This window comes from Pseudomonas sp. K2I15, from assembly GCF_002204795.1.
Classification (GTDB): domain Bacteria; phylum Pseudomonadota; class Gammaproteobacteria; order Pseudomonadales; family Pseudomonadaceae; genus Aquipseudomonas.
Genome location: NZ_NIXO01000024.1, coordinates 42,532 through 65,414, shown reverse-complemented (window position 1 = coordinate 65,414; position 22,883 = coordinate 42,532). Strand labels below are relative to the sequence as shown.

Here is a 22,883-nt window from a genome sequence, read left to right as displayed (position 1 = left end):
GGGCCTTGTCAGGGAAAGAAAGCCCACATACTAAGGCGGTTTAATGACCGATTGCAGTGCAATTTGATTCGCGGCTACGCTGCTGACATTCGACCTTTGAGAATCCCCATGCCCTTCACGCCACTGACCGACCTCGCCGCGACTTTATTGCCTCACGCCCTTGAGCCTTCCGAAGATGGCGCACACGACCTCTCCCACTTGCAGCGGGTGTGGCACAACGTGCGGTCGATCCAGGCCAAGGAAGGGGGCGATCTTGAGGTGCTGTTGGCGGCCGTGTTGCTGCATGACTGCGTGGCGGTGGAGAAGAATTCGCCGTTGCGGTCCAGGGCGTCGAAACTGGCGGCGGACAAGGCCGGGGAAATTTTGCTGGGGTTGGCGTGGCAGCCCGAGACGATTGCTGCAGTGACCCACGCCATCGAGACCCACAGCTTTTCGGCGGGCCTCACGCCGGTGACGCTTGAGGCGAAGATTGTGCAGGACGCCGACCGTTTGGATTCCCTGGGCATGATCGGCGTGGCCCGCACGTTTTATATCGCCGGGCGCATGGGCAGCGGGCTTTATGACCCGGCAGATCCAACGGCAAAGCATCGCGAGTACGACGACAAGCGCTTTTGCCTCGACCATTTCCAGACCAAGCTTTTGCATTTGGCGGGTGGGTTTCAGACGCCAACCGGGCAACACATGGCGCGGGTTCGGCACGAGCGGTTGAAGGGATTCATGGACCTGTTCATCGAAGAAATCGGTACGCCATAACGGCGCCGTTACTCCGCTGTGGGCTAATGACTGTTCGCCCTTTTCTGCCTCGCCAGTTACCTGCTTTCCCTGTCATACGGCTCGACATTTTTGCTGTCGCTGCTGATCCACTCGCGCGGCGGTAACGAACACGACGCCGGCAGCGTGATCTCCATGGCAATGCTCAGCACCTTTGTGGCGGTGCTGGTTTCCGGGCATCTGGCCGACCTGTTGGGCGCCGCCAGGTCGATCGCACTGCTGGGCGTATTGCTGGTGGTGGCCTGCTTGGGCTTTGCGCTGGCGCCGGGGTTTGGCGAGGGCTTGATGTTCTTCGGCTTGTCTTTGGGGTTGGGCTGGGGCGTGTTCTACACGCTGGGGCCAATCATCGTGGCGATGCTGGTAGAGCCGGCGCAACGGGCCAAATATTTCGCCCTGCTGTCGGGCAGCATGATGACCGGGATCGGCTCCGGGCCGCTGCTGGGGCGGGCGGCAAGTGCCCTGGATTTTTCGCTGACGGCTGCGTTCCATATCGCCGCACTGGCGAGCCTGGTGGGCGTGGTGATTTTCTGGCGGCTGGGTGCCGCGCTCAGTCAGCACACTGCGCCGGTGTCGAAGATTTCCTGGTCGGCCACACGCAAGGTGCTGTCGTCGAAGGCGGTGTTCGCAATCATCATGGTGGGCCTCGGCGGTTGCGTGTTTGGCGGGCTGTCGAGTTTCCAAACCAGCTACGCGGCAGTGCACGGGCTGGACTATTCGCTGTTCTTCCTGGGCTTCATGAGCGCGGCGATTACCAGCCGCCTGCTGATCGCCGGCATGGTGGTCAAGCGTGATCCGTATTGGGCAGCGTGTGTGTTGTCCGGGTTGATGCTGGTGTCGATTTTCCTGTTCGGGTTCTGGGTCAGCAGCAGCTTCAGCTACCTGCTGGCGGCCGTCACCTTGGGCGTCGGCTATGGCCTGACGTATTCGGTGATCAATGGTTTGGCGGCCAACGAGGCTCCCGCCGGCACTACGTCCCAGGCGTTGCTGCTGTTCAGCCTGGCGTACTTTATCGGGGTGTTTGGCTTCCCGTTGCTGGCGGGCAAGGTCATCGTCGAATACGGCATGCCGACCCTATTGATGAGCGTGCTGTGCGTGGCGTTGCTCAACTGGCTGATCACAGTAGCGCGGTTGATCTGGCGTCGATTCGCATCACACAAAATCTTACAAGCGACCTAAGACCGTTCGTCGGTATCGAGGCACGAATCGCAAACAGGGGCGGACCAATATCAGGTAAGGACATTAATCATATGGAGACACCATCATGACGACTTCCAGATTTGCCGCCTTCGCCCTCACCGGTTTGCTGTCTGCGGTTTCGCTGAGCAGCTTTGCCGCTTCCACAGGTTCGAGTACCGACCCAGTCGGCAGCCCGCCCAACCCGGCTACCCAGGAGTCGAAGGACTCGATGGGCACCGGCATGGACACCAACGGCGGCGCCATCATCGACAACAGCAAAGACCCGCGCACCCAGGGCGACGACACCAATCGCAACAGCGGTGCGGTGCCTAACGGCAAAATGGGCCCAGGCGCCACTTCGCCCTCGATCAACAAGGGCGACGACTCAAACATTCCCGGTGCGCCAAAACAGCCAGCGCCTTAACGCGCCGCAAAGACGAACACCCAACCATTTCCCAGTGAAGAGGTATGCATGAACGTCGATCACAACCTTGAAAAAGAAGTCCTCACCCGTCTGCTCCACGCTCATCCCAGTGGGCTGGGCAAAGAGGTGCTGGACAACTACCGAGGTGAAAAAGTGGTGGCCAGCGCCTTGGCCACCTTGCAGGACCGCGGGTGGATCAAGGAAGGCCATGTGACCTGCAACGATGCGGGGGAACACGCGCTGAACCTGCCGATCAAGCTCACCGCGTCCGGCGTGGAAGCGGCCCGCAAGCTGGAAGGCGAAGCGGGCCAATAGCGGTGTCAACGGTGAGCGGCCACCAGTAACATCATTGGCCGCTCACGCTCTTCTGCCAGTGCCGGGCGGGCCTTCAGATCCGCCTCGCTCGGGCCCCATTCGTCGACATGGCTCAGGGTGAAACCGGCCTGAATCAATAGCGTCAGCAATGTGCCCAGCGTGCGGTGCTGCTTGATCACGCCGTCTGCCAACCAGTTGGTCACCCGTGGCCCTTCCAGCTGATAGCTGTCCACCGGCCAGCTCTTGCGCCCTTGCTCATCAATCAGCCAGCCCGGTTGCCGGGGTGCCATGAAGATCGGGTGTTCGATGGAAAATACCAACTGGCCACCCGGTACCAATGCTTGATGGATGCGCGCGAACAGCCCTTTCAGATCGACGATGTAATGGAACGCCAGCGAGCTGTAGGCCACGTCGAATTTGGCGGCGGGAAGGTCGAGTTGCTCAAGGTCGGCGATGGCGTAGGTAATCGCCGAAGACGCAGTCATCTCCTTTGCCCGCGCGAGCATCTTCTGCGAAACATCCAGCCCCAGCACTTGTTCGGCGCCCTGCTCCTGGGCCCAGCGGCTGAACCAGCCGTAGCCGCAACCAAGGTCTACCACCTTCAAGCCTGGCATCGCCGGCAGCATGGCCTGTAATGCGGGCCACTCCGGGGCGCCGGCGAGGCCTTCCACCGAGCGGCCCATCTTGCTGTAGCCCTCGAAGAAAACCTCGGTGTCGTAGATGTTCTGGATCATGACGTCGCTCCGTGCTCAATGGCGACTATTGTCGCCGAATCAGCCCGCGCTCAACAACGCATCCACTTCAGCGGTGCCCGGCGAGGTCGCCGGGCCCCAGCGCGTGACCGCCAAGGCCGCCGCTGCATTGGCGCGACGTGCCGCAGCAGCCGGCGCCAGGCCATTGGCCAAGCCTGCGATAAACACCCCGGCGTGGGCATCACCCGCACCATTGCTGTCCACCGCCTTGACCTCGAATCCCGGTACATGCTCAGCCTGCCCGTTCCGGCCGACCCAGCAACCATTCGGCCCGTCGCGTACCACCAGCAAGGTGTCGGCGCCCAGGTGATCGTCAAGCTTGAGCAATGCGCCTGCAAGATCACTGGCGCCGGTGAATGCCAGCGCTTCCGGACCGTTACTGGTCCAGATGTCGATGCGCGGCAACAAGGCGACCATCAAGGCCGAGTCCGGCGCTTTCACCAGCGGGCCCGGATCGAACACTACGGTGATCGCGCGCGGCAACGCCAACAACCAGTCGATCAAGGCCTGGGCCTTGCCCTCCAGCAACAGGCTGTAGCCGCTGACGTACACATAGTCGTCGGCATGGGGCACGGCGTTGACCAGATCCTGGGCGAGCAAGTCACCTTCGGCGCCGATATGGGAAATGAAGGTGCGCTCGGTGGTGGCTTCGGTCAGGGACACGCACAGGCCGGTGTCCTTATCGGAGCTGGCGGCCAGGGCCATTTCAATGCCCTCGGCCTGCATCTGCGCGCGCGCCAGGTCACCGAAGCGTCCGGTGCCATGGCGGCCCAGATAAACCACCGGCAACCCGTTGCGCCGGGCGGCGGCCATCACATTGAAGCCGCCGCCGGCTTCGAAGCTGGCGGAGTTGGCCAATACATCGCCGCCGGTGGCGGGCAATGTGTCGAGGGACATGACCAGGTCGACGATGACCTGGCCGCTGTGGAGCAATCTAGACATTAGCGCTCTCTACCAAAGCCGGGCGACGATCAGACGCGCCACCCAGTACCGCATAAATCCCGCCTGCCACAAGGAAGGTGACGATCCAGCCCAGGCCGTTGTGGCCCAACCACGAATCGGACAGCGGCCCGGCGAACCAGATGTTCTCGGCCGTGGTGCCGATGGTGGTGAAGCTGAAGCCCAGCACAATCGCAATCGCCCAGGCGCCGAACGCACGCCATTCAACGCCGCCGCTGTACCAGTAGGCGCTGCTTGGCGTCACGTCGAGCAGGTCTTTGGGGCTGTAGTAGTGGCGATGCAGCAGGTCGACCACGAAGATCCCGACCCACGCGGTGATCGGTACGGCCAGCAGCGAGATGAAGGTGATGAACGGGCCGTAGAAGCTGTCGGCGATCAGCATGAAGTAGATCGAACCGGCGAAGATCGCAACGATGTCGACAATCACCGCGTGCACACGCTTGACGTTCAAACCGAGGGTCAAGGTGGTGAGGCCCGCCGAGTACACTGACAGGTTGTTGGACAGCAGCAGCCCGCCAAACGCGGTGATCAGGTACGGCACCGCCATCCAGGTCGGCAGCATGTCACGGATCGCGATGATCGGGTCAGTGGCCGAGGCCAGGTCGTTGTTACCCACCGACAGCAGGCCGCCAAGGGTGATCAACAGCACCAGCGGAATCCCCGCACCGAAGGCCGCAGACGCCACCAGGCGCACAGCCTTGACGCTGCGGTGCTGGTAGCGCGACATATCAGCCCCGGCGTTGGCCCAGCCGATACCGGTACCGGCGGCCATGGTGCCGATGCCGATGATCATCGCGCTCAACGGCGCAGGCGTGGCATTGAATACCGCGCTCCAGTCGATGGTGGCGCAGAGGAAACCGCCCACCACAATATTCAGCGCACCGAACACGTAGGTGGACCACTTCTGGATCACCAGCAAGGTGGCGTGGCCCAGGCCCGATACGGCCAGGGTCAGCAGCACGAAGATGCCAATGAACAGCAGCGTCAACACCGGTGCGCTTTTGGCTGCAACCGGCGAGTTGAACAGGATCGAACACAACGACAGCAGCACGAAGGCGGCGGTGGTGGTGTTGACGGTTTCCCAGCCCAGGCGCGACATCAGCGACACCAGCGTAGGGCCGATATTGCCACGCACGCCGAAGATCGCCCGGGACAGGGTCAGGCTCGGCGCCCGGCCACGACGGCCGGCGATGGAGATGATGCCCACCACCGCAAACGAACCGGCGGCGCCGAGGACCGCGACAATGATTGCCTGCCAGATTGCCAGGCCGCGAAACGCCACGAGGGTCGCGCCCAAGGGCAAACCGAGAATGCTGATGTTGGCCGCAAACCAGACCCAGAACAGTTGCAGCGGGTGACCGTTGCACTCGCCTTCCGGGACCGGCTCGATGCCGCGTGTTTCCAATTGCCCGGCGCTTTGGCCGGAAGAAGACGTACTCATGGTGGGGTGCTCCTGATGCCTGTTTTTTTGTGGTTGTGGCAGGTTGGCAAGTTGAATCTGTATTCCGGTCTTCCTGACTCGGCGCGATCAATGTGGGAGCGGGCTTGCTCGCGAATGCGGTGCATCGGTGACACATGCGTTGCCTGAAACCCCGCTTTCGCGAGCAAGCCCGCTCCCACATTTTTTGATCTGCGGTGCTCAGCGCAATGCGAGCAACCCCTGAACCAGCGGTTCCAGGTCCAGGCCATTCACCTGTTTGACCTGCTCGATCATCGCCTCCGGCCAGCACTGCATCCCCAGGCACGCTCCGAGCATCGCGCCAAGAATCGCGGCGATGGTGTCGGTGTCGCCGCCAAGGCTGGCGGCCATGCACAGGGCTTCGAAGGCGTTCACTTCACCCACCGCGACTTGTTGCGCGAGGGCAAACGACACCACCACCGATTCCTGGGAAGCCACGGAGGTGCCGATCAATTCGTAAAGCAGTTCGGTAAACAGGGCCTTGTCGCCGCTGTCGACGCTCAAGGTGCGCGCCCAACTGATGCGGGTGGCAATGCGCCCACCGGCAATCCAGTGGCCGTGGCTTTCCGCCTGCTGGGCGATCTGCGTGCCGATGTTCAGCGCTTCGCCCAGGTCGACACCGTTGATCCCGGCGGAAACTACCGCTGCCACCGCTGCGGCGCTGGAGATGCCCAGATTGGTGTTGTGGGTGACCTGGCAGGCCTGGATCACCGCCTGGATAAACTGCGCTGGGTCGTTGACGTCCGCCGCGATGCCCACCGGCGTGATACGCATGGCGGCGCCGTTGGTGGTGCCGTAGCGCCCGGACTCTTCCGGGGAATGGCCGGCCAGGATCATGTCGATCGCGCGTTTGGTCGACGGGCCCAGCAAGTCCTGGGAACCCTTGGCGCGCATCACCGCTTCCCAGTCGATCAGGCGTTGGGCGAGTTCGGTGGGTTCAATCCTGCCCTGCCCGTCCACCAGCAACTGGCCAACGAGGATCGCCTGTTCAGTGTCATCGGTGATCGAGCCCTTGGGCATGTTCGGCGCGATCGGCTGATCGGCGTCGGCATCTTCCAGGGCGGTGATCGCGCCAAAACGCGCCTTGACCTGCTCGCGGCTCAGGGACTGGGTGGGCATGCCCAACGCATCGCCCAGGGCCAGGCCGTAGAAGGCGCCGAGGGCGCGGGTTGAGGCGGTCATTTCGGTGTTCCAAATTGAAGGTGCAGGCGAAAGTGCAGAGGGTCGAGCAGGCTTTCAACGGATTCCATGAAGCGGTCCTGGCGGTCGTAGGTGGTGCGCAGCGCCTTGAGGAACACCGTGCCCACCGGGCGACCCAAGAGTTGGGCGTCCTCCTCGCTCAACGGCTCGGCACCGATCCATTGGCTGCCCGTGGCGCCGACGTAGCCGAAGGCGGCCAGGGTGATGGTCAGGGAGTTATCGATCAGGCCGACTTGCGGCAGGCTTTCCAGGCCGCCGGAGGCTGGCATCAGCGAGCGCTCCAGGGACACGAACGTGCCGTCGGCGGCGCGACGGCGGCGATCGAGGGCAATGAATTGATCGCTGCCGTGGCTGCTGAGCAGGTCCGGGCGGGTGACTGCTTCCAGGCGCAGGATTTCGGAGGTCACCACTGCACCGGTGTCGGCGAGGGCCTGGGCCCAGCCGCTGCGCTGGTCCAGCACCATGCCGTCGAAGGTGACGATGGAGCCGACACCGCTTTGGGTGGCGATGTAGCTGCGGCGCTTGAGCTCGGCCAGGGCTTCACGCAGGGTGCCACGGCTGACGGAAAACTCTTCGGCCAGTTGGTGCTCGCCCGGCAGCAGGACACCGTCGGCCATCACTCCGCCTTCAATCCGGCGGATCAGTTCGTCGACGACGCGTTTTTTCTTATCAAATCGGACATGTCTAATCATGTACAAATTGATAACCGAAAGCGCCCGGTTACGGCAAGCGAATTATTTCAGGGGGAAGTGAAAAATCAGCCTCAGGGTTCCAGGCCGATGGGGAAAAATACCCCGCCGCTCCAGACGCCAAGCCAGTTCTTACCGTTGATCGGACGGGTCACCGCCAACTCCACCAACTGATAGAACGCGTTGCGGTGAACCAGGGCTTCGAGGTTGGTGCGCACCCGCAGGTACGGCGAGGGTTCCAGGGTATCCGGGTCGATCACCACCCGCAGCGGGTGTTCAATATCGGCCTCGACCTGTTCATCCACGTTGGTGGTAAAGCGCAGCAGCTGGCTTTCGCCCTGCCCTTCGACTTCCAGGGTGACGGCGACGAAGGGCGCATCATCGACCTTGATCCCGACCTTTTCCACCGGGGTGATCAGGAAGTAATCATCGCCATCGCGGCGGATGATATTGGAGAACAGCTTGACCATCGGCTTGCGACCAATCGGTGTGCCCATATAGAACCAGGTGCCGTCGCGGGCGATGCGCATGTCGATATCGCCGCAAAACGCCGGGTTCCAGAGATGCACCGGTGCAGGCCCCTTGCCCTTGGGCAATTGCGCCAATAACTCATTGGCCTTGGCCGAATCGGTCATGCTGCTCTCCTTGTGACTTACTGATCGCTCATGCCCAACAGGCTGCGCGCGTAGTGCGCCAGGGGCTTGCCGATCAGATCTTCAGGCTTGTTGTCGTGGAACGTCAGTAAACCGCCACGACTGCGAATGCGCACAGTATCAATCAAATACTGGGTGCTGGTCTCGATCAACATCACCTGAATGGTTCCGGTGTCGATCCCCAGGCGATCCACCGCCTCCTGGTCAGACCATTCATCGGCGTTGCCGATACGGTCGTCCGCCTGGGCGAAGCGGCAGTACAGCAGGTAATGCGCGCCGGCAGCACGGGCCTCCGACATCGCCTGCTCCAGACCTTCGGGCTTGCGGGCGCGACGGACCATCGGGAAGTATTCGACAAAACCGTTGAAAGCTTCCTCGGCCACCACATTGGGCCGCGGATAAGCGCTGCCCGGCGGAGTGAACGCGCCTTGGGCGATGAAGACAAAGGAGTCCGGCTGAATGCGAACCGAATTGACGCGGCGGGTATCGCTGTGGTCCAGCAAGCCGGCATCGCTCATCTGATAGCGCGTGCCTTCGGCCATATCACTGACGGTCATGCAGCCACCCAGCGCGAGTGACGCCAGCACCAAAACCAGACTACGCATCCTAATTCTCCAGAGGCCGGTGACGGAAAACCGGCGAATGGGCACGAGATGCAGATTTTGCGCCAGCTTGCGGGACTAGCCGCCGATGATCTTCATGATAGTGGCGCCGCCGGAGAAGGCCACTTCCTGCTTGTCGCCCAAGGCCTTGACCAGCAAGCGCTGCAAGGCCGGCAGAGCCTGATGGCGCGGTTTGTCCAGCAGGTCGCCGACGTAGTGGCGGTTGCTCGACGACAGGCAGCCATGCAGCCAGCCGGTGGACGACAGGCGCAAGCGCGAGCAGGTGCGGCAGAACGGCACGCTTTCGTTGGCGATTACGCCAAAGAAGCCTTTGCCGGGCACTTCGTAGCGTACGGCGGTGGCGTCCACCGGGGCGTTGGCTTGCAGGTATTCGTGATGCTCGCCGATCAGGCTGAGCAATTGCTGCAGGCTAACGAACTGCTGCAGGAACGCATTGGAATCGGTGGCCAAGTGGCCCATACGCATCAATTCGATAAAGCGCAGCTCGTAGCCACGCTCCAGGCAGTAGTCGAGCAGCGGCATCACCTGGTCGAGGTTCTGGCCGCGCAACGGCACCATGTTGACCTTGATCTTGATCCCGGCGGCGCTGGCCTGGTCCATGCCATCGAGCACGGTGGCCAAGTCGCCACCACGGGCGATGCTGCGGAAGGCGTCGGCGTCCAGGGTGTCGAGTGAGACGTTGATGCGGCGAATCCCGGCGTCCACCAGCAGCGGCAGTTTGCGCGCCAGCAGTTGGCCGTTGGTGGTCAGGCTGATATCACTCAAGCCCATCTGCCCCACTGCGCCCATGAAGGCTTCCAGCTTGGGGCTGACCAGCGGCTCGCCACCGGTAATGCGCAGGCGTTCGATGCCGGCGGCCTCGATCAGGTATTCAACACCGCGTGCCATTGCCTCGGCCGACAGTTCATCCTGCGCAGCCACCAGCCGCTTGCCGTTGGGCACGCAGTAGGTACAGGCGTAATTGCAGGCTGAGGTCAGGCTGATCCGCAAATTGCGGAATCGCCTGCCTTGACGATCAACGATCATGGATCACTCCGGCAGAGGATAATTCGGGCGCACTAAAACCTGACTGAAAAATCAAGTTTTAGCAAGGTCCTTGCCTGAGTATATTCCTGGGTTACTGCGCTGGGCAGGAAATCATATCGCCATCACGTTGGCGAATGATTCAAGTGGCCGGCGTTTCGGCGTTCGGCAAATCGGTGCTGTGCTTGCGCTTGTTGCCCATGCGCACGCCGATATCCATCAGGAACTGGAAGAAACCTTCCTGGTCTTCCAGCACATTGCTCCAGAACGGCGAGTGGTACAGCGCCACGGCGCCGTGCACCAACGCCCAGGCGGCGCAGTAGTGGAAATACGGTGGCACGTCTTCGAGCTTGCCTTCGCTGATGCGGCCCTTGATCAGCAGGGTCAGGCGTTCGAAGTTCGAGGCACGGATCTTGTGCAGCTCCTCGACCATTTCCGGCACCTGATGGCCCTTGACCACTTTTTCTTCCAGGCGATCGAACAGGCGGTAGCGCTGCGGGTCACGCATGCGGAACTCAAAATAGGCGCGGGACAGCGCTTCCTTGTCCTTGTCGACATCGGCCGAGTGCAGCAGCTCGTTCAAATCGCGCTCGTAGTCGAGCATCAGGCGCAGGTAGATCTCGGCCTTGGACTTGAAGTGCTTGTAGATGGTGCCTTTGCCGATACCCACGGCATCCGCAATCATCTCGACGGTGACGCTGTCTTCACCCTGGTCGAGGAACAGCTTGAGTGCGGTGTCGAGAATTTCCTGCTCGCGGCGGCGAAACTCACGGACCTTGCGGGGTTCTTTGTGCATAAGAGAAAGGTCTGCAGAGATAGATATTGGGAGGGTTGCGTGCCCCAAGCCGTGCTGGTCGGAACGTTTTACCCAGTGCGCGGGATTATCCCGACTGAACGGTCGTTGGGCAACGCCTATATGAACAACCTTTGCACTTAACTTACAGCGCGCCAACGAATAAGCCGATTTGAGTCAGAAATAAAACAGGCCATCCCTGCATGTGCATCGCAATCAATGAGAACTCAACCGAAGCGGGCGTATTCCAAATCTGTTTAAAAAACGATCAGATGCGGCTGGACTGAATCGGATACTGATCAATACTTGAAATGTCGGCGTGGCATCTCCCCCAAGTGACGCGTCGACCTGGGTACCGACGGACTGCGTGCCCTTGTTTTACTCCTAATGGTCTTAGCCCGGATTCACCCCCCCAGAACCCGGGTTTTTTTTGCCTGCGATTTAGTGGCCGACGTGGGCCAGCGGGAACAGGCGCTTGAAGTTTTCGGTGGTCTGTTCGGCAAACCGCTCGTAGGACTCGCCCCGCAGCATCGCGAGGTAATCCGCCACATCCCGTACGTATTCCGGCAGGTTGGGTTTGCCGCGATGAGGGATCGGCGCCAGGTACGGCGAATCGGTTTCCACCAGCAGGCGGTCTGCCGGCACCTGCCGCGCTACATCGCGCAGGGCGTCGGCATTGCGGAAGGTCACGATGCCAGAGAGGGAAATGTAGAAACCCAGGTCGAGGGCGGCCTTGGCCATGTCCCAGTCTTCAGTGAAGCAATGCAGCACACCGGCCTGGGGCAGCGCGGCTTCGCGCAGCAGGGTCAGGGTGTCGGCACGGGCGCCACGGGTGTGGACGATCACCGGTTTGCCGGTCTGCTGGGCGGCTTGCAGGTGCAGGCGGAACGACGCCTGCTGCAATTCGGCGGCTTGCGGTTCGTAGTGGTAATCCAGCCCGGTCTCGCCGATGGCCACCACGCGCGGGTGATTGAGTTCGCCGAGCAACCAGTCTAGGGCCGGGGCTTCGCCGGGTTTCAGATCCAGCGGGTGAATGCCCACCGAGCAGTCGACGTCGGCATAACGATCGGCCAGGGCTTTGACGTCGGCGGCATTTTCGGCGCTGACGCCGATGCACAGGAAGTGCCCTACTCCGCGCTGGCGCGCTGCTTCAAGGGCAGCGTCGAGAGAACCGCCGTGCTGGGCCAGGTCGAGGCGATCAAGGTGGCAATGGGAATCTACGAGCATAGGGATCTACAACTTGAGTCACGGGAAGTGTCTGGCCAACGATACACCCGTCGGCCACTGAAGGTTAACGCCGGCCGAGCAAGCCGACCCACTGCACCAGCAAGGCCTCAAGCAACAACACGCGGTTGAGGTTGGCTTTGCCCAGGACTTTCTGGCGTTGGGCGAGGATCCAGTCCTGAATATTCAGGACCTTGTCCTGGGCGCTCTTCTGCGCCAGGTATTGCACAACCTTGCGCATGTCCGGAAGGCCCAGGCCGTTTTCGTCCTGGGTCAGTTGGTAGCGCAGGATCAGGCTCGACCAGTCGCAGAACCAGTCGAACAGCAGCAGCAAGGGAATGTCTTTCCAGGCGCTTTCGGCCAGTTGCGTAGCGGACAGTTCCTGCTTGAGCAGCTTCTTCACGCCATCCACCACCAGCGCACGCTGTTCACGCACGCCCTGGGCATGGAGTTTGACGGCTGCCAACGGCGAGCCCGCCGCCAGGGTCAGCAATTCGACGCGCTCTGCCTCGCCACACTCCGGCAACGCCTGGGCCAGCCATTGCAGGCTCATGGCTTCGCTAGGCAACGGGCAAGCCTGTTGCACGCAACGGCTGCGGATGGTCGGCAGCAGGCGGCTGGACTGGTGGCTGACCAACAGCAGCACGGTATCGCCGGACGGTTCTTCGAGGCTCTTGAGCAAGGCGTTGGCGGCGTTGATGTTCATCGACTCCACCGGTTCGATCAGCACCACCTTGCGCCCGCCCATCTGCGCGGTCTGCACCACGAAGCTGACCAGATCACGCACCTGGTCGACCTTGATCGCCTTGTCGGCTTCTTCCGGTTCCAGCAGGTAGTTGTCCGGGTGGCTGCCGGCCCTGAGTAGCATGCAGGATTTACATTCCCCGCACGCCTCCAGGCCGTTGGGCCGCTGGCACAACAAGCTGGCCATCAGCCGCTCGGCGAGCGCGCGCTTGCCGATGCCCACCGGGCCGTGCAGCAAATAGGCGTGGGCGTGCTGGGCACGGCCCGCCAGTTGCTGCCAGAGACTGTCCTGCCACGGGTAGGCTTCAGCCACGGACACGCTCCAGGAGTTTCGGCAACAGGGCGTCAATCGCCTGTTGTACTTGAGTCAGGGGCAATGCGGCATCCAGCAAGTGATAGCGTGCAGGGTCGGCTTCGGCGCGCTTGAGAAACGCGCTGCGCACGGCCTCAAAAAACACCCGGGTTTCCAGTTCGAAACGGTCCAGGCGACCACGGGCAGTGGCGCGGGCCATGCCGACTTCAACCGGCAGATCGAACACCAGGGTCAGGTCGGGACGCAGATCGCCCTGGACGAAGGTCTCCAGGGTCGCAATGCGCTCAAGGGACAAGCCCCGACCGCCACCCTGATAGGCGTAGGTCGAATCGGTAAACCGGTCACAAATCACCACCGCACCACGGGCCAGCGCCGGGCGAATGACTTCGGCCAGGTGCTGGGCGCGGGCGGCGAATACCAGCAACAGCTCGGTGTCGGGGTTCATCTGTTCGTCGCCCGGGGTCAGCAGCACTTCACGGATGCGCTCGGCCAGCGGCGTGCCGCCGGGCTCGCGGGTCAGCAGCACCTCGATACCCTCGGCGCGCAGGCGCTCGGCCAGGTATTCGCGGTTGGTGCTTTTGCCGGCGCCTTCCGGGCCTTCCAGGGTTATAAACAAGCCAGTCACAGGCAGTCCTTAGTCAGAGTCATTGCGGGCTTTGCGGCGCGGCTTCGTCGGCTGCGGGAGACGGTTCAGCAGGCGTATCCACCGGCGCGTCCGCAGGTTTTGCCGCCGGCGCGGGCGCCGGGCTCGAACGGTAATCGGCGCGACGCTTCATCTGGAACTCACGCACCGCAGCGTTATGCGCATCCAGGTTATCCGAGAAAATATGGCTGCCATCGCCGCGGGCGACAAAATACAGGCTGCTGCCCGCCACCGGGTTCAGCGCGGCATGAATCGCCTCCCGCCCGACCATGGCAATCGGCGTCGGCGGCAGGCCGGCGATCACGTAGGTGTTGTAGGGCGTGGACTCCTTGAGATGGGCGCGGGTCAGCTTGCCGGTGTAGCGCTCGCCGAGGCCGTAGATCACCGTGGGGTCAGTTTGCAGCAGCATGCCGATCTGCATGCGCCGCACGAACACCCCGGCAATCTGGCCGCGCTCTTGCGGCACGCCGGTTTCTTTCTCGACCAGCGAGGCCATGATCAGCGCTTGATAGGGTTCGGTGTACGGCGCATCGGCCGCGCGCTTGCTCCACTCCTGGGCGAGGACATCATCCAGACGGTTGTAGGACTTTTTCAGCAACTCGACGTCGGTCATGCCGCGAACGAAGCGGTAGGTGTCCGGGAAGAAGCGGCCTTCGGGGAACACCCCAGGGTGGCCGAGTTGTTCCATCACCTCGCTGTCACTCAGGCCCGACAGGGTTTGCTCGATCTTTTCATGCTTGGCCAGGGCGGCGCGCACCTGGCGGAAGTTCCAGCCTTCCACCAGCGTGATGCTGTACTGCACCACCTCGCCACGCTGCCACAGACCGATCAGGCCCTCGGCGGTAAGGCCCGGGGTCATGCGATATTCGCCGCTGTGCAGCGGCTGGCCGTCAAGGTTGAAGCGCCAGTAAAGACGCAACCAGAACGCATCCTTGAGCACGCCGTCGTTTTCCAGGCGATTAAAGGTGCCGGTGGGCGTCGCGCCAGCGGGTACGTCCAGCAATTGCTCCTGGGTCAGATTCAGGGGCTGCTCAAGGGCCGAGTTCAGCTTCCAGGCCGAAGCGCCCAGCAGCAAACCCGCCAGGACCAGACCGATCTCCAGCAACAATACAAATTTACGTCTCAAATCAAATACCCAATAGTGCGCGAACAATGCCCTGCAGTTTACGGGTGAGCGGCCCAACCGGCCAGCTCATCGCAGCACATCCGCGCACCGGCCAAATGCCATATACGCTGTTGCACACAAAGACTTCGTCGGCCTGTTGCAGCTGTTCAAGGCTGATATCGGCCACGCTCGTCGGGATGCCCAGCGCTTGTGCCTGCGCCAACAGCTCGGCCCGCATGACGCCGGCGACTCCACAGCGATTCAGATCAGCGGTCAGCAACACGCCGTCACGTACCAGAAACAGGTTGCTGAATACGCCTTCGACGATTCGACCGGACATATCCAGCATCAAACCTTCGGCGTGCTCGGCATCCTGCCACTCGGCGCGGGCGAATACCTGTTCCAGGCGATTGAGGTGCTTGAGGCCGGCGAGCAACGGTTGCTCGGACAAACGGGTGGTACACGCAAACAGGCGAATGCCTGACGCTGCATGTTCCGGGGGATAAGTGGCAGGAGGACTGCCTTGCAGAATGCGCCGCGCCGGGGCGCCAGCGCTGATGCCATAACCGCGCTGGCTATCGCCACGGGTCAGGATCAACTTGAGTACACCGTCACCGAGGGCGGCGGCATAGGCCAGCAATTCGCTGCGGATCAACGGCTGATCCGCAACAATCGCCAACCGCCTGCAGCCTTCATCGAGGCGCTGCAGGTGGCGGTCGAGCAACACGGGCTGCCCGGCCTTGACGGCAATGGTCTCGAACAAACCATCACCGTACGCCAGGCCACGGTCTTTCAGGGGCACTGCGCCCGCCGGCTGACCGTCGACCCAGCTCTCCATCACTCGGCGAACCGGCGGAACACCAGGGAACCGTTGGTGCCACCAAAACCGAACGAGTTGGACAACACCACGTCGATCGGCATCTTCTGCGGCTCGTGAGGCACAAAGTTCAGGTCGCAGCCTGCATCCGGCTCATCAAGGTTGATGGTCGGCGGGGCGACCTGATCCTTGATGGCCAGCACACTGAAGATCGCCTCGACCGCGCCCGCCGCACCCAACAGGTGGCCGGTCATGGACTTGGTGGAGCTGACCGCCAGCTTGTAGGCGTGCTCGCCGAACACCGACTTGATGGCCTCGGCTTCCGCCAGGTCGCCCGTCGCGGTCGACGTGCCATGGGCGTTGATGTACTGCACCTGGTCAATGTTGACCTTGGCATCACGCAACGCGTTGGTGATGCAGCGTGCAGCGCCTGCACCGTCAGACGGTGGCGAGGTCATGTGGTACGCATCACCGCTCATGCCGAAGCCAATCAGCTCGGCGTAGATGGTTGCGCCACGGGCCTTCGCATGCTCCAGCTCTTCAAGCACCAGCGCACCGGCACCGTCGGCCAGTACAAAGCCGTCACGGCCCTTGTCCCACGGACGGCTGGCACGGGTCGGCTCGTCATTGCGGGTCGACAGCGCACGGGACGCGCCGAAGCCGCCCATGCCCAGGCCGCAGGCGGCCATCTCGGCGCCGCCGGCGATCATCACGTCAGCTTCGTCATAGGCGATGTTACGAGCCGCCATGCCGATGCAGTGAGTGCCCGTGGTGCACGCCGTGGAAATGGCGTAGTTAGGCCCCTGGGCACCCAAGTGGATGGACAGGAAACCGGAAATCATATTGATGATCGAGCCAGGCACGAAGAACGGTGAAATTCGACGGGGGCCAGACTCGTGCAACGTGCGGCTGGTTTCTTCGATATTGGTCAGACCGCCAATACCCGAACCCATGGCCACGCCGATGCGCTCACGGTTGGCGTCGGTGACTTCCAGGCCGGCATTACGCACCGCCTGAAAACCGGCTGCCAGGCCGTATTGAATGAACAGGTCGAGTTTGCGGGACTCTTTGACCGAGAGATATTCCTCGACATTGAAGTCCTTTACCGAGCCGCCAAAACGGGTGGAATAGGCAGAAAGGTCCGTGTGTTCGATCAGACCAATACCACTGCGGCCAGCCAGAATGCCCTGCCAACTGCTCGGCACATCCGTACCCAGTGGCGACAACATACCCATACCGGTGACTACGACGCGTCTACGCGACACAGCACTCTCCTTTTTCTAATGACGACACTTTGCATCAGGCTTAAAGGAAAAAACCGCACGCCATAGGGCAGTGCGGTTTTTCCATCACAGCAAGCGACGATTACAAACTATTACGCCTGGTGGCCAGTAACGTAATCAATAGCAGCTTGAACGGTAGTGATTTTTTCAGCTTCTTCGTCCGGGATTTCGGTCTCGAATTCCTCTTCCAGAGCCATCACCAGCTCAACGGTGTCAAGGGAGTCGGCACCCAGGTCTTCAACGAAGGAAGCGCTGTTGGTCACTTCTTCTTCTTTAACGCCCAGTTGCTCGGCAACGATTTTCTTGACGCGCTCTTCGATGGTGCTCATACCTTGTTTTCACTCCTAATGGACAAATTCAGGCAGCTGGCCAGTGGGTAAGTGTATAGAAAGACTTTTCAGCTTTTCAACTGAAAGCTTCACCCTCGTACCCTATTGGCCATCTGCCTATAAATAGATTGCAGCTTTATAACGGATTTTAGACAGCTCGTATGACATTTTTTTGAAGCGATCCGTCACAATTTAACTCATGTACATCCCGCCGTTAACCGGGATTGTAGCCCCAGTCACGTATGCCGCACCGTCGGATGCCAGGAAAGCGACCACATTCGCGATCTCTTGAGCCTGGCCCAGACGGCCCAGCGGAATCTGCGTCAGCAACGCTTCACGCTGCGCTTCAGGCAGTTCGCGGGTCATATCGGTGTCGATGAACCCAGGGGCCACCGAGTTGACCGTAATCGACCGCGAGCCCACTTCACGCGCCAGTGCACGGCTGAAACCTTCCAGACCGGCCTTGGCCGCTGCATAGTTTACTTGGCCTGCGTTGCCCATGGCACCCACTACAGAGCCAATATTGATAATTCGCCCCCAACGGGCCTTGGTCATGCCACGCAAAACACCCTTGGACAGCCGAAACAGACTGTTCAAGTTGGTATCGACGACGTCATGCCACTCGTCGTCTTTCATGCGCATCATCAGGTTATCGCGGGTGATACCGGCATTGTTCACCAGAATAGCCGGCACACCGAATTGCGCTGTGATTTCAGCCAATACAGCAGCAACGGATTCATCGCTGGTTACGTTAAGCTCAAGACCGGTGCCCTGAACGCCGTTTTCCTTCAGCGTCGCGGCAATGCGCTCAGCGCCGGCGGCGGAGGTTGCGGTACCGATGACCACAGCGCCCAGACGACCCAGCTCCAGGGCGATCGCCTGGCCAATGCCACGGCTTGCGCCGGTAACCAGTGCAACTTTACCTTGCAGACTCATGCAGGCTTCTCCTAAGTTCGGAAATTAAGGCTCAGGCCAGGGCTGCGCGAGCGGCAGCGAAGGCATCCGGGGTATTGAGGTTGGAAGTCGACACGCCTTCGGCGCAACGCTTGTTCAGGCCAGCCAGGACTTTGCCCGGGCCGCACTCTACCAATTGGGTTGCACCGTTGGCGGCCAGGGCCTGCACCGACTCAACCCAGCGAACCGGCTTGTACAACTGCTCCAGCAGGTCGCGCTTGAGGGTTTCCAGGTCGGGAGCAACGGCAGCGCTGACGTTCTGCACCAGCGGAATCTGCGGCGCCTGCCAGTTGATCGCAGCGATCGACTCGGCAAAACGCTCGGCAGCCGGGCGCATCAGCTCACAATGGGACGGCACGCTCACCGGCAGCGGCAATGCACGCTTGGCGCCACGGGCCTTGCAGCCTTCGATGGCGCGCTCGACAGCGGCCTTGGCACCGGCGATCACCACCTGGCCAGGGGAGTTGAAGTTGACGGCGCTGACCACTTCGCCCTGGGCCGCTTCGGCACAGGCGGCGATCACGTCCGCATCTTCCAGGCCGAGAATGGCAGCCATGCCGCCCTGCCCGGCTGGAACCGCTTCCTGCATCAACTGGCCACGACGCTCGACCAGCTTGACCGCTTCACCGAGGGTCAGGCTGCCAGCGGCCACCAGGGCGCTGTATTCGCCCAGGCTGTGACCGGCGACGTAGGCCGGACGCGCACCACCTTCAGCCAGCCACAGGCGCCACAGGGCAACGGAGGCGGTCAGGATGGCCGGTTGGGTCTTGTCGGTTTGGTTGAGCAACTCTTCCGGCCCTTGCTGGGTCAGTGCCCACAGGTCGTAACCCAGGGTATCGGAAGCTTCCTTGAAAGTTTCCAGGATCAGCGGATGTTCCGCGCCCAGCTCGGCCAACATGCCGAGGGACTGCGAACCCTGCCCTGGAAAGACGAATGCGAGGGATGTAGACATGTAACAAGCCCCTAATGATCTGGTCGTCGGAAATTGGCGCCCCACAGCGGGGAGCGCAAGAAACTGACAGATTGGATGGTCAATTGAACTGGCCGGTCACATTTAAGCATTTCCGGACCGATTCGCCTAAGGCAACAGATCCTCAAGGCGGCCGTGCAAGCGTTGCGGCAGGTTTTCCTGGATCTCGATCAAGGCGCGCTGGATGGCACTTTGAAAACCCTGCACCCCCGCCGAGCCATGACTTTTCACCACGATGCCCTGCAAACCCAGGAAACTCGCGCCATTATGCCGCGCCGGTGCCAGGTCAGCCTGCAAGCGCCGCATCAAGGGCAGCGCCAGGGCACCCACTAGCCGCGACGCCAGGTTGCGCTTGAACAAGGCCTCGATGCGCGCCGCAATCATCGTCGCCAGGCCTTCGCTGGACTTGAGCAGGATGTTGCCGACAAACCCGTCGCACACCACCACGTCTGCTTCGCCGCGGTACAAACCGTCACCCTCGACAAAGCCGATGTAGTTCAAGCCGCGCGCGCTTTGCAACAGCGTCGCCGCCAGCTTGACCTGCTGATTGCCCTTGATGTCTTCGGTGCCGATATTCAGCAACGCCACCCGCGGCCGGGCCACGCCCAGCGCTTCGGCCGCCACCGAGCCCATCAGCGCAAAATGCAGCAAATGCTCGGCGCTGCAATCGACGTTCGCCCCCAAGTCCAGCAACTGGCAATAGCCTTGCTGGGTTGGGATCGCCGCGACCATCGCCGGCCGGTCAATGCCCGGCAGGGTTTTCAGCACATGCCGCGACAACGCCATCAACGCCCCGGTATTGCCGGCACTGACACAAGCCTGGGCCTTGCCGTCGCGCACCAACTCAAGGGCCACCCGCATCGAAGAATCCGGTTTGCCGCGCAAGGCCTGCGCAGGCTTTTCATCCATAGTGATGGTTTCGCTGGCCGGTGTAATAGTCAGGCGCGCGCGATCCACCGCCGGATGGCTGGCAATCAGTTCTTCAAGTAAGGAGGGTTGACCGACGAGGGTCAGGTGCAGCGAGGGCGTAGCAGACAGGCAAGCAATGCAGGCCTGAACAATGCTGCGGGGACCGAAGTCCCCGCCCATTGCGTCAATCGCGATGACTTGAGCAGACAAGTGATTACTCGTCAGCGCCCTTGTCGATCACTTTACGGCCACGGTATACGCCTTCTGGCGATACGTGGTGACGCAGGTGAACTTCACCGGTGGTTTTTTCTACAGACAGAGTGCTTGCCGTCAGGGCGTCGTGCGAACGACGCATGTCACGGGCAGAGCGGGATTTTTTGTTCTGCTGAACAGCCATAATTGATTAACTCCTAAACGTTTGGGTCACGCTTTAACTGCGCCAATACACTGAACGGGTTGGACCGCGTTACCTCGTCCTCGCTCGGTTCGGGCTCATCGAGACCCGCCGGCTGCTGGCATTCTTCCGGATGATGAGCAGGCACAATGGGCAAGGCGAGCAAAAGCTCCTCCTCGATCAGTGACTGCAGATCCAAAGGATCTTCGCCCAGTTCCAGCACGTCATAACCTTTCGGCAACGACTGGGTATTCGCACCCTCTTTCACCACAGCATAACTGCATTCGCTGTGGATCGGCAGGGTGACCAGCTCAAGACAACGCTGGCAAACCATTTTGACTTCGGTGTCGATAAAGCTGTGGATTACCACAGACTTACGTTCATCTCGTTCAAAAACGAATTTAGCCTGCACCGTACCGACAGTGTCGGAAAGCGGGTCGCAGAGTCTCTCCAAATCGGCCAGCAGCACTTCACCTTGAAGGGTAGTGCCACGATCAGCCAATTTGCGCGGGTCAACGTGAGGTGGAATCGGGTCATTCAACATAGGCGCAGCATTATAGGGATGCACCCAGCCATGTCAAAGGAAATTCAGCCCTGTCCGTCGCGAGGCCTCCCCGCTAGAATCCGCGACTGCCTTGAGGAGACGCCCATGCTGCCTTTATTACTCGCTTCCAGCTCGGTTTATCGCCGGGAATTGCTGAATCGTCTGCACCTGCCGTTCATCTGCAGTTCGCCGGATATCGACGAAAGCCGGCGCCCGGACGAGTCTGCCGTGGCGCTGGTCAAGCGCCTGGCCGAAGAGAAGGCCCGCGCCTTGGCCGGCAGCCACCCGGGGCATTTGATTATCGGCTCGGATCAGGTCGCCGCACTCGACGGCCAGATCATCGGCAAGCCCCACACCTTCGAGAAGGCCCGCGAGCAGTTGCTGGCGGCGAGCGGCAAGCGCGTCAGCTTCCTCACAGGCCTCGCCGTGCTGAATAGTGCCACCGGGCACTGCCAGGTCGACTGCATTCCCTTCACCGTGCACATGCGCACCCTGGACGCAGCCCGCATCGAGCGCTACCTGCGCGTCGAGCAGCCCTACGACTGCGCTGGCAGCTTCAAGGCGGAGGGTTTGGGGGTGAGCCTGTTTCAAAGCACCGAAGGGCCGGATGCTACCAGCCTGATTGGCCTGCCGCTGATTCGACTGGTAGACATGCTGCTGGCCGAAGGCGTGCAGATTCCCTGAGAACACCACAAAACAAATGTGGGAGCGGGCTTGCTGGCGAAGGCGGTGTGCCAGTCAACATCAATATCGACTGACCCACCGCCTTCGCGAGCAAGCCCGCTCCCACATTTTGAGCTATATCACTTTCAAGATCTCAGCGCAGGGTCGGCCCCTGGAAGCCCATCCACATCGCCAACTGCTCCGCCACACTGGCGCCGAGCTTCTTCGAAAAGCGGTCAAACGGCGATTCCTGAACGGTGAAGTCCACCAGTTCTTTCTCGCCAATCACATCCCGAGCCACCGAACTGGCACTGCCCAGCCCATCGATCAAGCCCAGCGGCAGCGCTTGCTCACCGGACCAGACCAGGCCGGAGAACAGTTCCGGATGCTCTTTATCCTTGAGCCGGTCACCACGCCCTTGCTTGACGCTGGCAATGAACTGGCGATGAGTGGTGTCCAGCACGCCCTGCCAGAACTGCGTTTCATCCGCCTTTTGCGGCTGGAACGGGTCCAGGAACGACTTGTGCTCGCCCGACGTGTAAGTACGCCGCTCAACCCCCAGCTTCTCCATGGTGCCGACAAAGCCGTAGCCGGCCGCCGTCACACCAATGGAACCCACCAGGCTGGCCTTGTCGGCATAGATCTGGTCGGCGGCGCTGGCAATATAATAGGCGCCCGAGGCACCCAGGTCGGAGATCACCGCGTACAGCTTGATGTCCGGATGCAGGGCGCGCAGGCGACGAATCTCGTCATACACATATCCCGACTGCACCGGACTGCCGCCCGGACTGTTGATGCGCAGGATCACAGCCTTGACCTTGGAGTCCTCGAAGGCGGCCCGCAGGCTGCTGACGATATTGTCGGCACTGGCAGACTCCTTATCGGCAATCACCCCGCGCACCTCGATCAACGCCGTGTAATTACCGCTACGCGTGGCGCTCTTTTCCATATCCATCAGCGGACTGAACAACGCCAGCATGCCCAGCAGATAAATAAAGGTCAGGAGCTTGAAAAAGATCCCCCAGCGCCGCGAGCGACGCTGCTCCTGCACACTGGCCAGCAGGGTCTTTTCCAGCAACTTCCAGCTTTTGTCATCGCCATTGTTATCGGCATTGGCCTTCTCAGGCGCTTTCCACTCATCGGTCATGCCATC

Annotated in this window: 27 protein-coding genes; 5 read left to right on the top strand and 22 right to left on the bottom strand. The window is 61.4% G+C overall.

The genetic code is table 11. The features are described from left to right. Positions 1 to 108: 108 nt before the first annotated feature. The 4 genes from CEC48_RS16190 to CEC48_RS16175 all read left to right on the top strand — a co-directional run bounded on the left by CEC48_RS16190 (position 109) and on the right by CEC48_RS16175 (position 2,686). A complete protein-coding gene (locus CEC48_RS16190) occupies positions 109 to 753 on the top strand; it encodes an HD domain-containing protein (protein WP_088424648.1) in 645 nt (214 codons plus the stop codon). A 30-nt stretch (positions 754 to 783) separates the two neighbouring features. Next, positions 784 to 1,947 carry an MFS transporter gene (locus CEC48_RS16185; protein ID WP_088424647.1) on the top strand — a complete coding sequence of 388 codons (1,164 nt, stop codon included), beginning with the start codon at positions 784 to 786 and terminating at the stop codon, positions 1,945 to 1,947. An 85-nt stretch (positions 1,948 to 2,032) separates the two neighbouring features. Next, positions 2,033 to 2,371 carry a hypothetical protein gene (locus CEC48_RS16180; protein ID WP_088424646.1) on the top strand — a complete coding sequence of 113 codons (339 nt, stop codon included), beginning with the start codon at positions 2,033 to 2,035 and terminating at the stop codon, positions 2,369 to 2,371. 48 nt (positions 2,372 to 2,419) lie between these two features. Continuing rightward, positions 2,420 to 2,686: a hypothetical protein gene (locus CEC48_RS16175; protein ID WP_088424645.1), complete on the top strand. Its 267-nt coding sequence runs from the start codon at positions 2,420 to 2,422 to the stop codon at positions 2,684 to 2,686. A gap of 5 nt (positions 2,687 to 2,691) precedes the next feature. Here the strand turns inward: CEC48_RS16175 and CEC48_RS16170 are convergent, their stop codons facing one another. From CEC48_RS16170 to CEC48_RS16070, 21 genes are all read right to left on the bottom strand, one after another. Next, positions 2,692 to 3,420, bottom strand: coding sequence for a bifunctional 2-polyprenyl-6-hydroxyphenol methylase/3-demethylubiquinol 3-O-methyltransferase UbiG (locus CEC48_RS16170; protein ID WP_088424644.1), 729 nt, complete (start codon positions 3,418 to 3,420; stop codon positions 2,692 to 2,694). 39 nt (positions 3,421 to 3,459) lie between these two features. Next, on the bottom strand, positions 3,460 to 4,380 hold the full coding sequence (locus CEC48_RS16165) for a PfkB family carbohydrate kinase (protein ID WP_088424643.1): 921 nt from the start codon (positions 4,378 to 4,380) through the stop codon (positions 3,460 to 3,462). Then, on the bottom strand, positions 4,373 to 5,839 hold the full coding sequence (locus CEC48_RS16160; RefSeq protein WP_088424642.1) for a cytosine permease: 1,467 nt from the start codon (positions 5,837 to 5,839) through the stop codon (positions 4,373 to 4,375). The genes CEC48_RS16165 and CEC48_RS16160 overlap by 8 nt, the downstream gene beginning before the upstream one ends. 198 nt (positions 5,840 to 6,037) lie before the next feature. Then, the gene (locus CEC48_RS16155) at positions 6,038 to 7,039 is read right to left on the bottom strand and encodes an ADP-ribosylglycohydrolase family protein (protein ID WP_088424641.1); all 1,002 of its coding nucleotides are present in this window, start codon (positions 7,037 to 7,039) and stop codon (positions 6,038 to 6,040) included. Beyond that, on the bottom strand, positions 7,036 to 7,749 hold the full coding sequence (locus CEC48_RS16150; RefSeq protein WP_088424640.1) for a GntR family transcriptional regulator: 714 nt from the start codon (positions 7,747 to 7,749) through the stop codon (positions 7,036 to 7,038). The genes CEC48_RS16155 and CEC48_RS16150 overlap by 4 nt, the downstream gene beginning before the upstream one ends. A 71-nt stretch (positions 7,750 to 7,820) precedes the next feature. After that, complete coding sequence (locus tag CEC48_RS16145; RefSeq protein ID WP_088424639.1) at positions 7,821 to 8,381, bottom strand: DUF1285 domain-containing protein; 561 nt, start codon at positions 8,379 to 8,381, stop codon at positions 7,821 to 7,823. A gap of 17 nt (positions 8,382 to 8,398) precedes the next feature. After that, positions 8,399 to 9,004 carry a DUF4823 domain-containing protein gene (locus tag CEC48_RS16140; RefSeq protein WP_010165905.1) on the bottom strand — a complete coding sequence of 202 codons (606 nt, stop codon included), beginning with the start codon at positions 9,002 to 9,004 and terminating at the stop codon, positions 8,399 to 8,401. A gap of 75 nt (positions 9,005 to 9,079) precedes the next feature. Beyond that, on the bottom strand, positions 9,080 to 10,048 hold the full coding sequence (locus CEC48_RS16135) for a GTP 3',8-cyclase MoaA (RefSeq protein WP_010165903.1): 969 nt from the start codon (positions 10,046 to 10,048) through the stop codon (positions 9,080 to 9,082). A gap of 139 nt (positions 10,049 to 10,187) precedes the next feature. Then, entirely contained in the window at positions 10,188 to 10,841 is a 654-nt protein-coding gene (locus CEC48_RS16130; RefSeq protein ID WP_004371278.1) for a TetR/AcrR family transcriptional regulator, read from the bottom strand. A 438-nt stretch (positions 10,842 to 11,279) separates the two neighbouring features. Continuing rightward, positions 11,280 to 12,065, bottom strand: coding sequence for a TatD family hydrolase (locus tag CEC48_RS16125; RefSeq protein ID WP_088424638.1), 786 nt, complete (start codon positions 12,063 to 12,065; stop codon positions 11,280 to 11,282). Positions 12,066 to 12,129: 64 nt separating this feature from the next. Continuing rightward, positions 12,130 to 13,119 (bottom strand): DNA polymerase III subunit delta', encoded by a 990-nt coding sequence (locus tag CEC48_RS16120; protein ID WP_088424637.1) that lies wholly within the window; start codon positions 13,117 to 13,119, stop codon positions 12,130 to 12,132. Continuing rightward, positions 13,112 to 13,744, bottom strand: a complete 633-nt coding sequence (gene tmk / locus CEC48_RS16115) for a dTMP kinase (protein WP_088424636.1) — start codon at positions 13,742 to 13,744, stop codon at positions 13,112 to 13,114. Before tmk ends, CEC48_RS16120 begins: the two co-directional genes overlap by 8 nt. A gap of 19 nt (positions 13,745 to 13,763) precedes the next feature. Beyond that, positions 13,764 to 14,888, bottom strand: coding sequence for an endolytic transglycosylase MltG (mltG, locus tag CEC48_RS16110; RefSeq protein ID WP_088424635.1), 1,125 nt, complete (start codon positions 14,886 to 14,888; stop codon positions 13,764 to 13,766). Position 14,889: 1 nt separating this feature from the next. Further along, positions 14,890 to 15,705, bottom strand: a complete 816-nt coding sequence (gene pabC / locus CEC48_RS16105; protein ID WP_088424634.1) for an aminodeoxychorismate lyase — start codon at positions 15,703 to 15,705, stop codon at positions 14,890 to 14,892. Beyond that, complete coding sequence (fabF, locus tag CEC48_RS16100; RefSeq protein ID WP_088424633.1) at positions 15,705 to 16,949, bottom strand: beta-ketoacyl-ACP synthase II; 1,245 nt, start codon at positions 16,947 to 16,949, stop codon at positions 15,705 to 15,707. Before fabF ends, pabC begins: the two co-directional genes overlap by 1 nt. Positions 16,950 to 17,059: 110 nt before the next feature. Continuing rightward, positions 17,060 to 17,296, bottom strand: coding sequence for an acyl carrier protein (acpP, locus tag CEC48_RS16095; RefSeq protein WP_088424632.1), 237 nt, complete (start codon positions 17,294 to 17,296; stop codon positions 17,060 to 17,062). Between the two features lie 192 nt (positions 17,297 to 17,488). Then, entirely contained in the window at positions 17,489 to 18,232 is a 744-nt protein-coding gene (gene fabG / locus CEC48_RS16090; protein WP_088424631.1) for a 3-oxoacyl-ACP reductase FabG, read from the bottom strand. A 31-nt stretch (positions 18,233 to 18,263) separates the two neighbouring features. After that, the gene (gene fabD, locus CEC48_RS16085) at positions 18,264 to 19,202 is read right to left on the bottom strand and encodes an ACP S-malonyltransferase (RefSeq protein ID WP_088424630.1); all 939 of its coding nucleotides are present in this window, start codon (positions 19,200 to 19,202) and stop codon (positions 18,264 to 18,266) included. A 126-nt stretch (positions 19,203 to 19,328) separates the two neighbouring features. Further along, the gene (gene plsX, locus CEC48_RS16080) at positions 19,329 to 20,339 is read right to left on the bottom strand and encodes a phosphate acyltransferase PlsX (protein ID WP_080673274.1); all 1,011 of its coding nucleotides are present in this window, start codon (positions 20,337 to 20,339) and stop codon (positions 19,329 to 19,331) included. 4 nt (positions 20,340 to 20,343) lie between these two features. Then, positions 20,344 to 20,526: a 50S ribosomal protein L32 gene (rpmF, locus tag CEC48_RS16075; RefSeq protein ID WP_004371305.1), complete on the bottom strand. Its 183-nt coding sequence runs from the start codon at positions 20,524 to 20,526 to the stop codon at positions 20,344 to 20,346. Positions 20,527 to 20,539: 13 nt separating this feature from the next. After that, entirely contained in the window at positions 20,540 to 21,067 is a 528-nt protein-coding gene (locus tag CEC48_RS16070; RefSeq protein ID WP_017475815.1) for a YceD family protein, read from the bottom strand. Between the two features lie 105 nt (positions 21,068 to 21,172). Here CEC48_RS16070 and CEC48_RS16065 point away from each other — a divergent pair, with 105 nt between their 5' ends. Continuing rightward, entirely contained in the window at positions 21,173 to 21,751 is a 579-nt protein-coding gene (locus tag CEC48_RS16065) for a nucleoside triphosphate pyrophosphatase (protein WP_088424629.1), read from the top strand. A 133-nt stretch (positions 21,752 to 21,884) separates the two neighbouring features. Here the strand turns inward: CEC48_RS16065 and CEC48_RS16060 are convergent, their stop codons facing one another. Then, positions 21,885 to 22,877 carry a S49 family peptidase gene (locus CEC48_RS16060; RefSeq protein WP_088424628.1) on the bottom strand — a complete coding sequence of 331 codons (993 nt, stop codon included), beginning with the start codon at positions 22,875 to 22,877 and terminating at the stop codon, positions 21,885 to 21,887. Positions 22,878 to 22,883 lie beyond the last annotated feature (6 nt).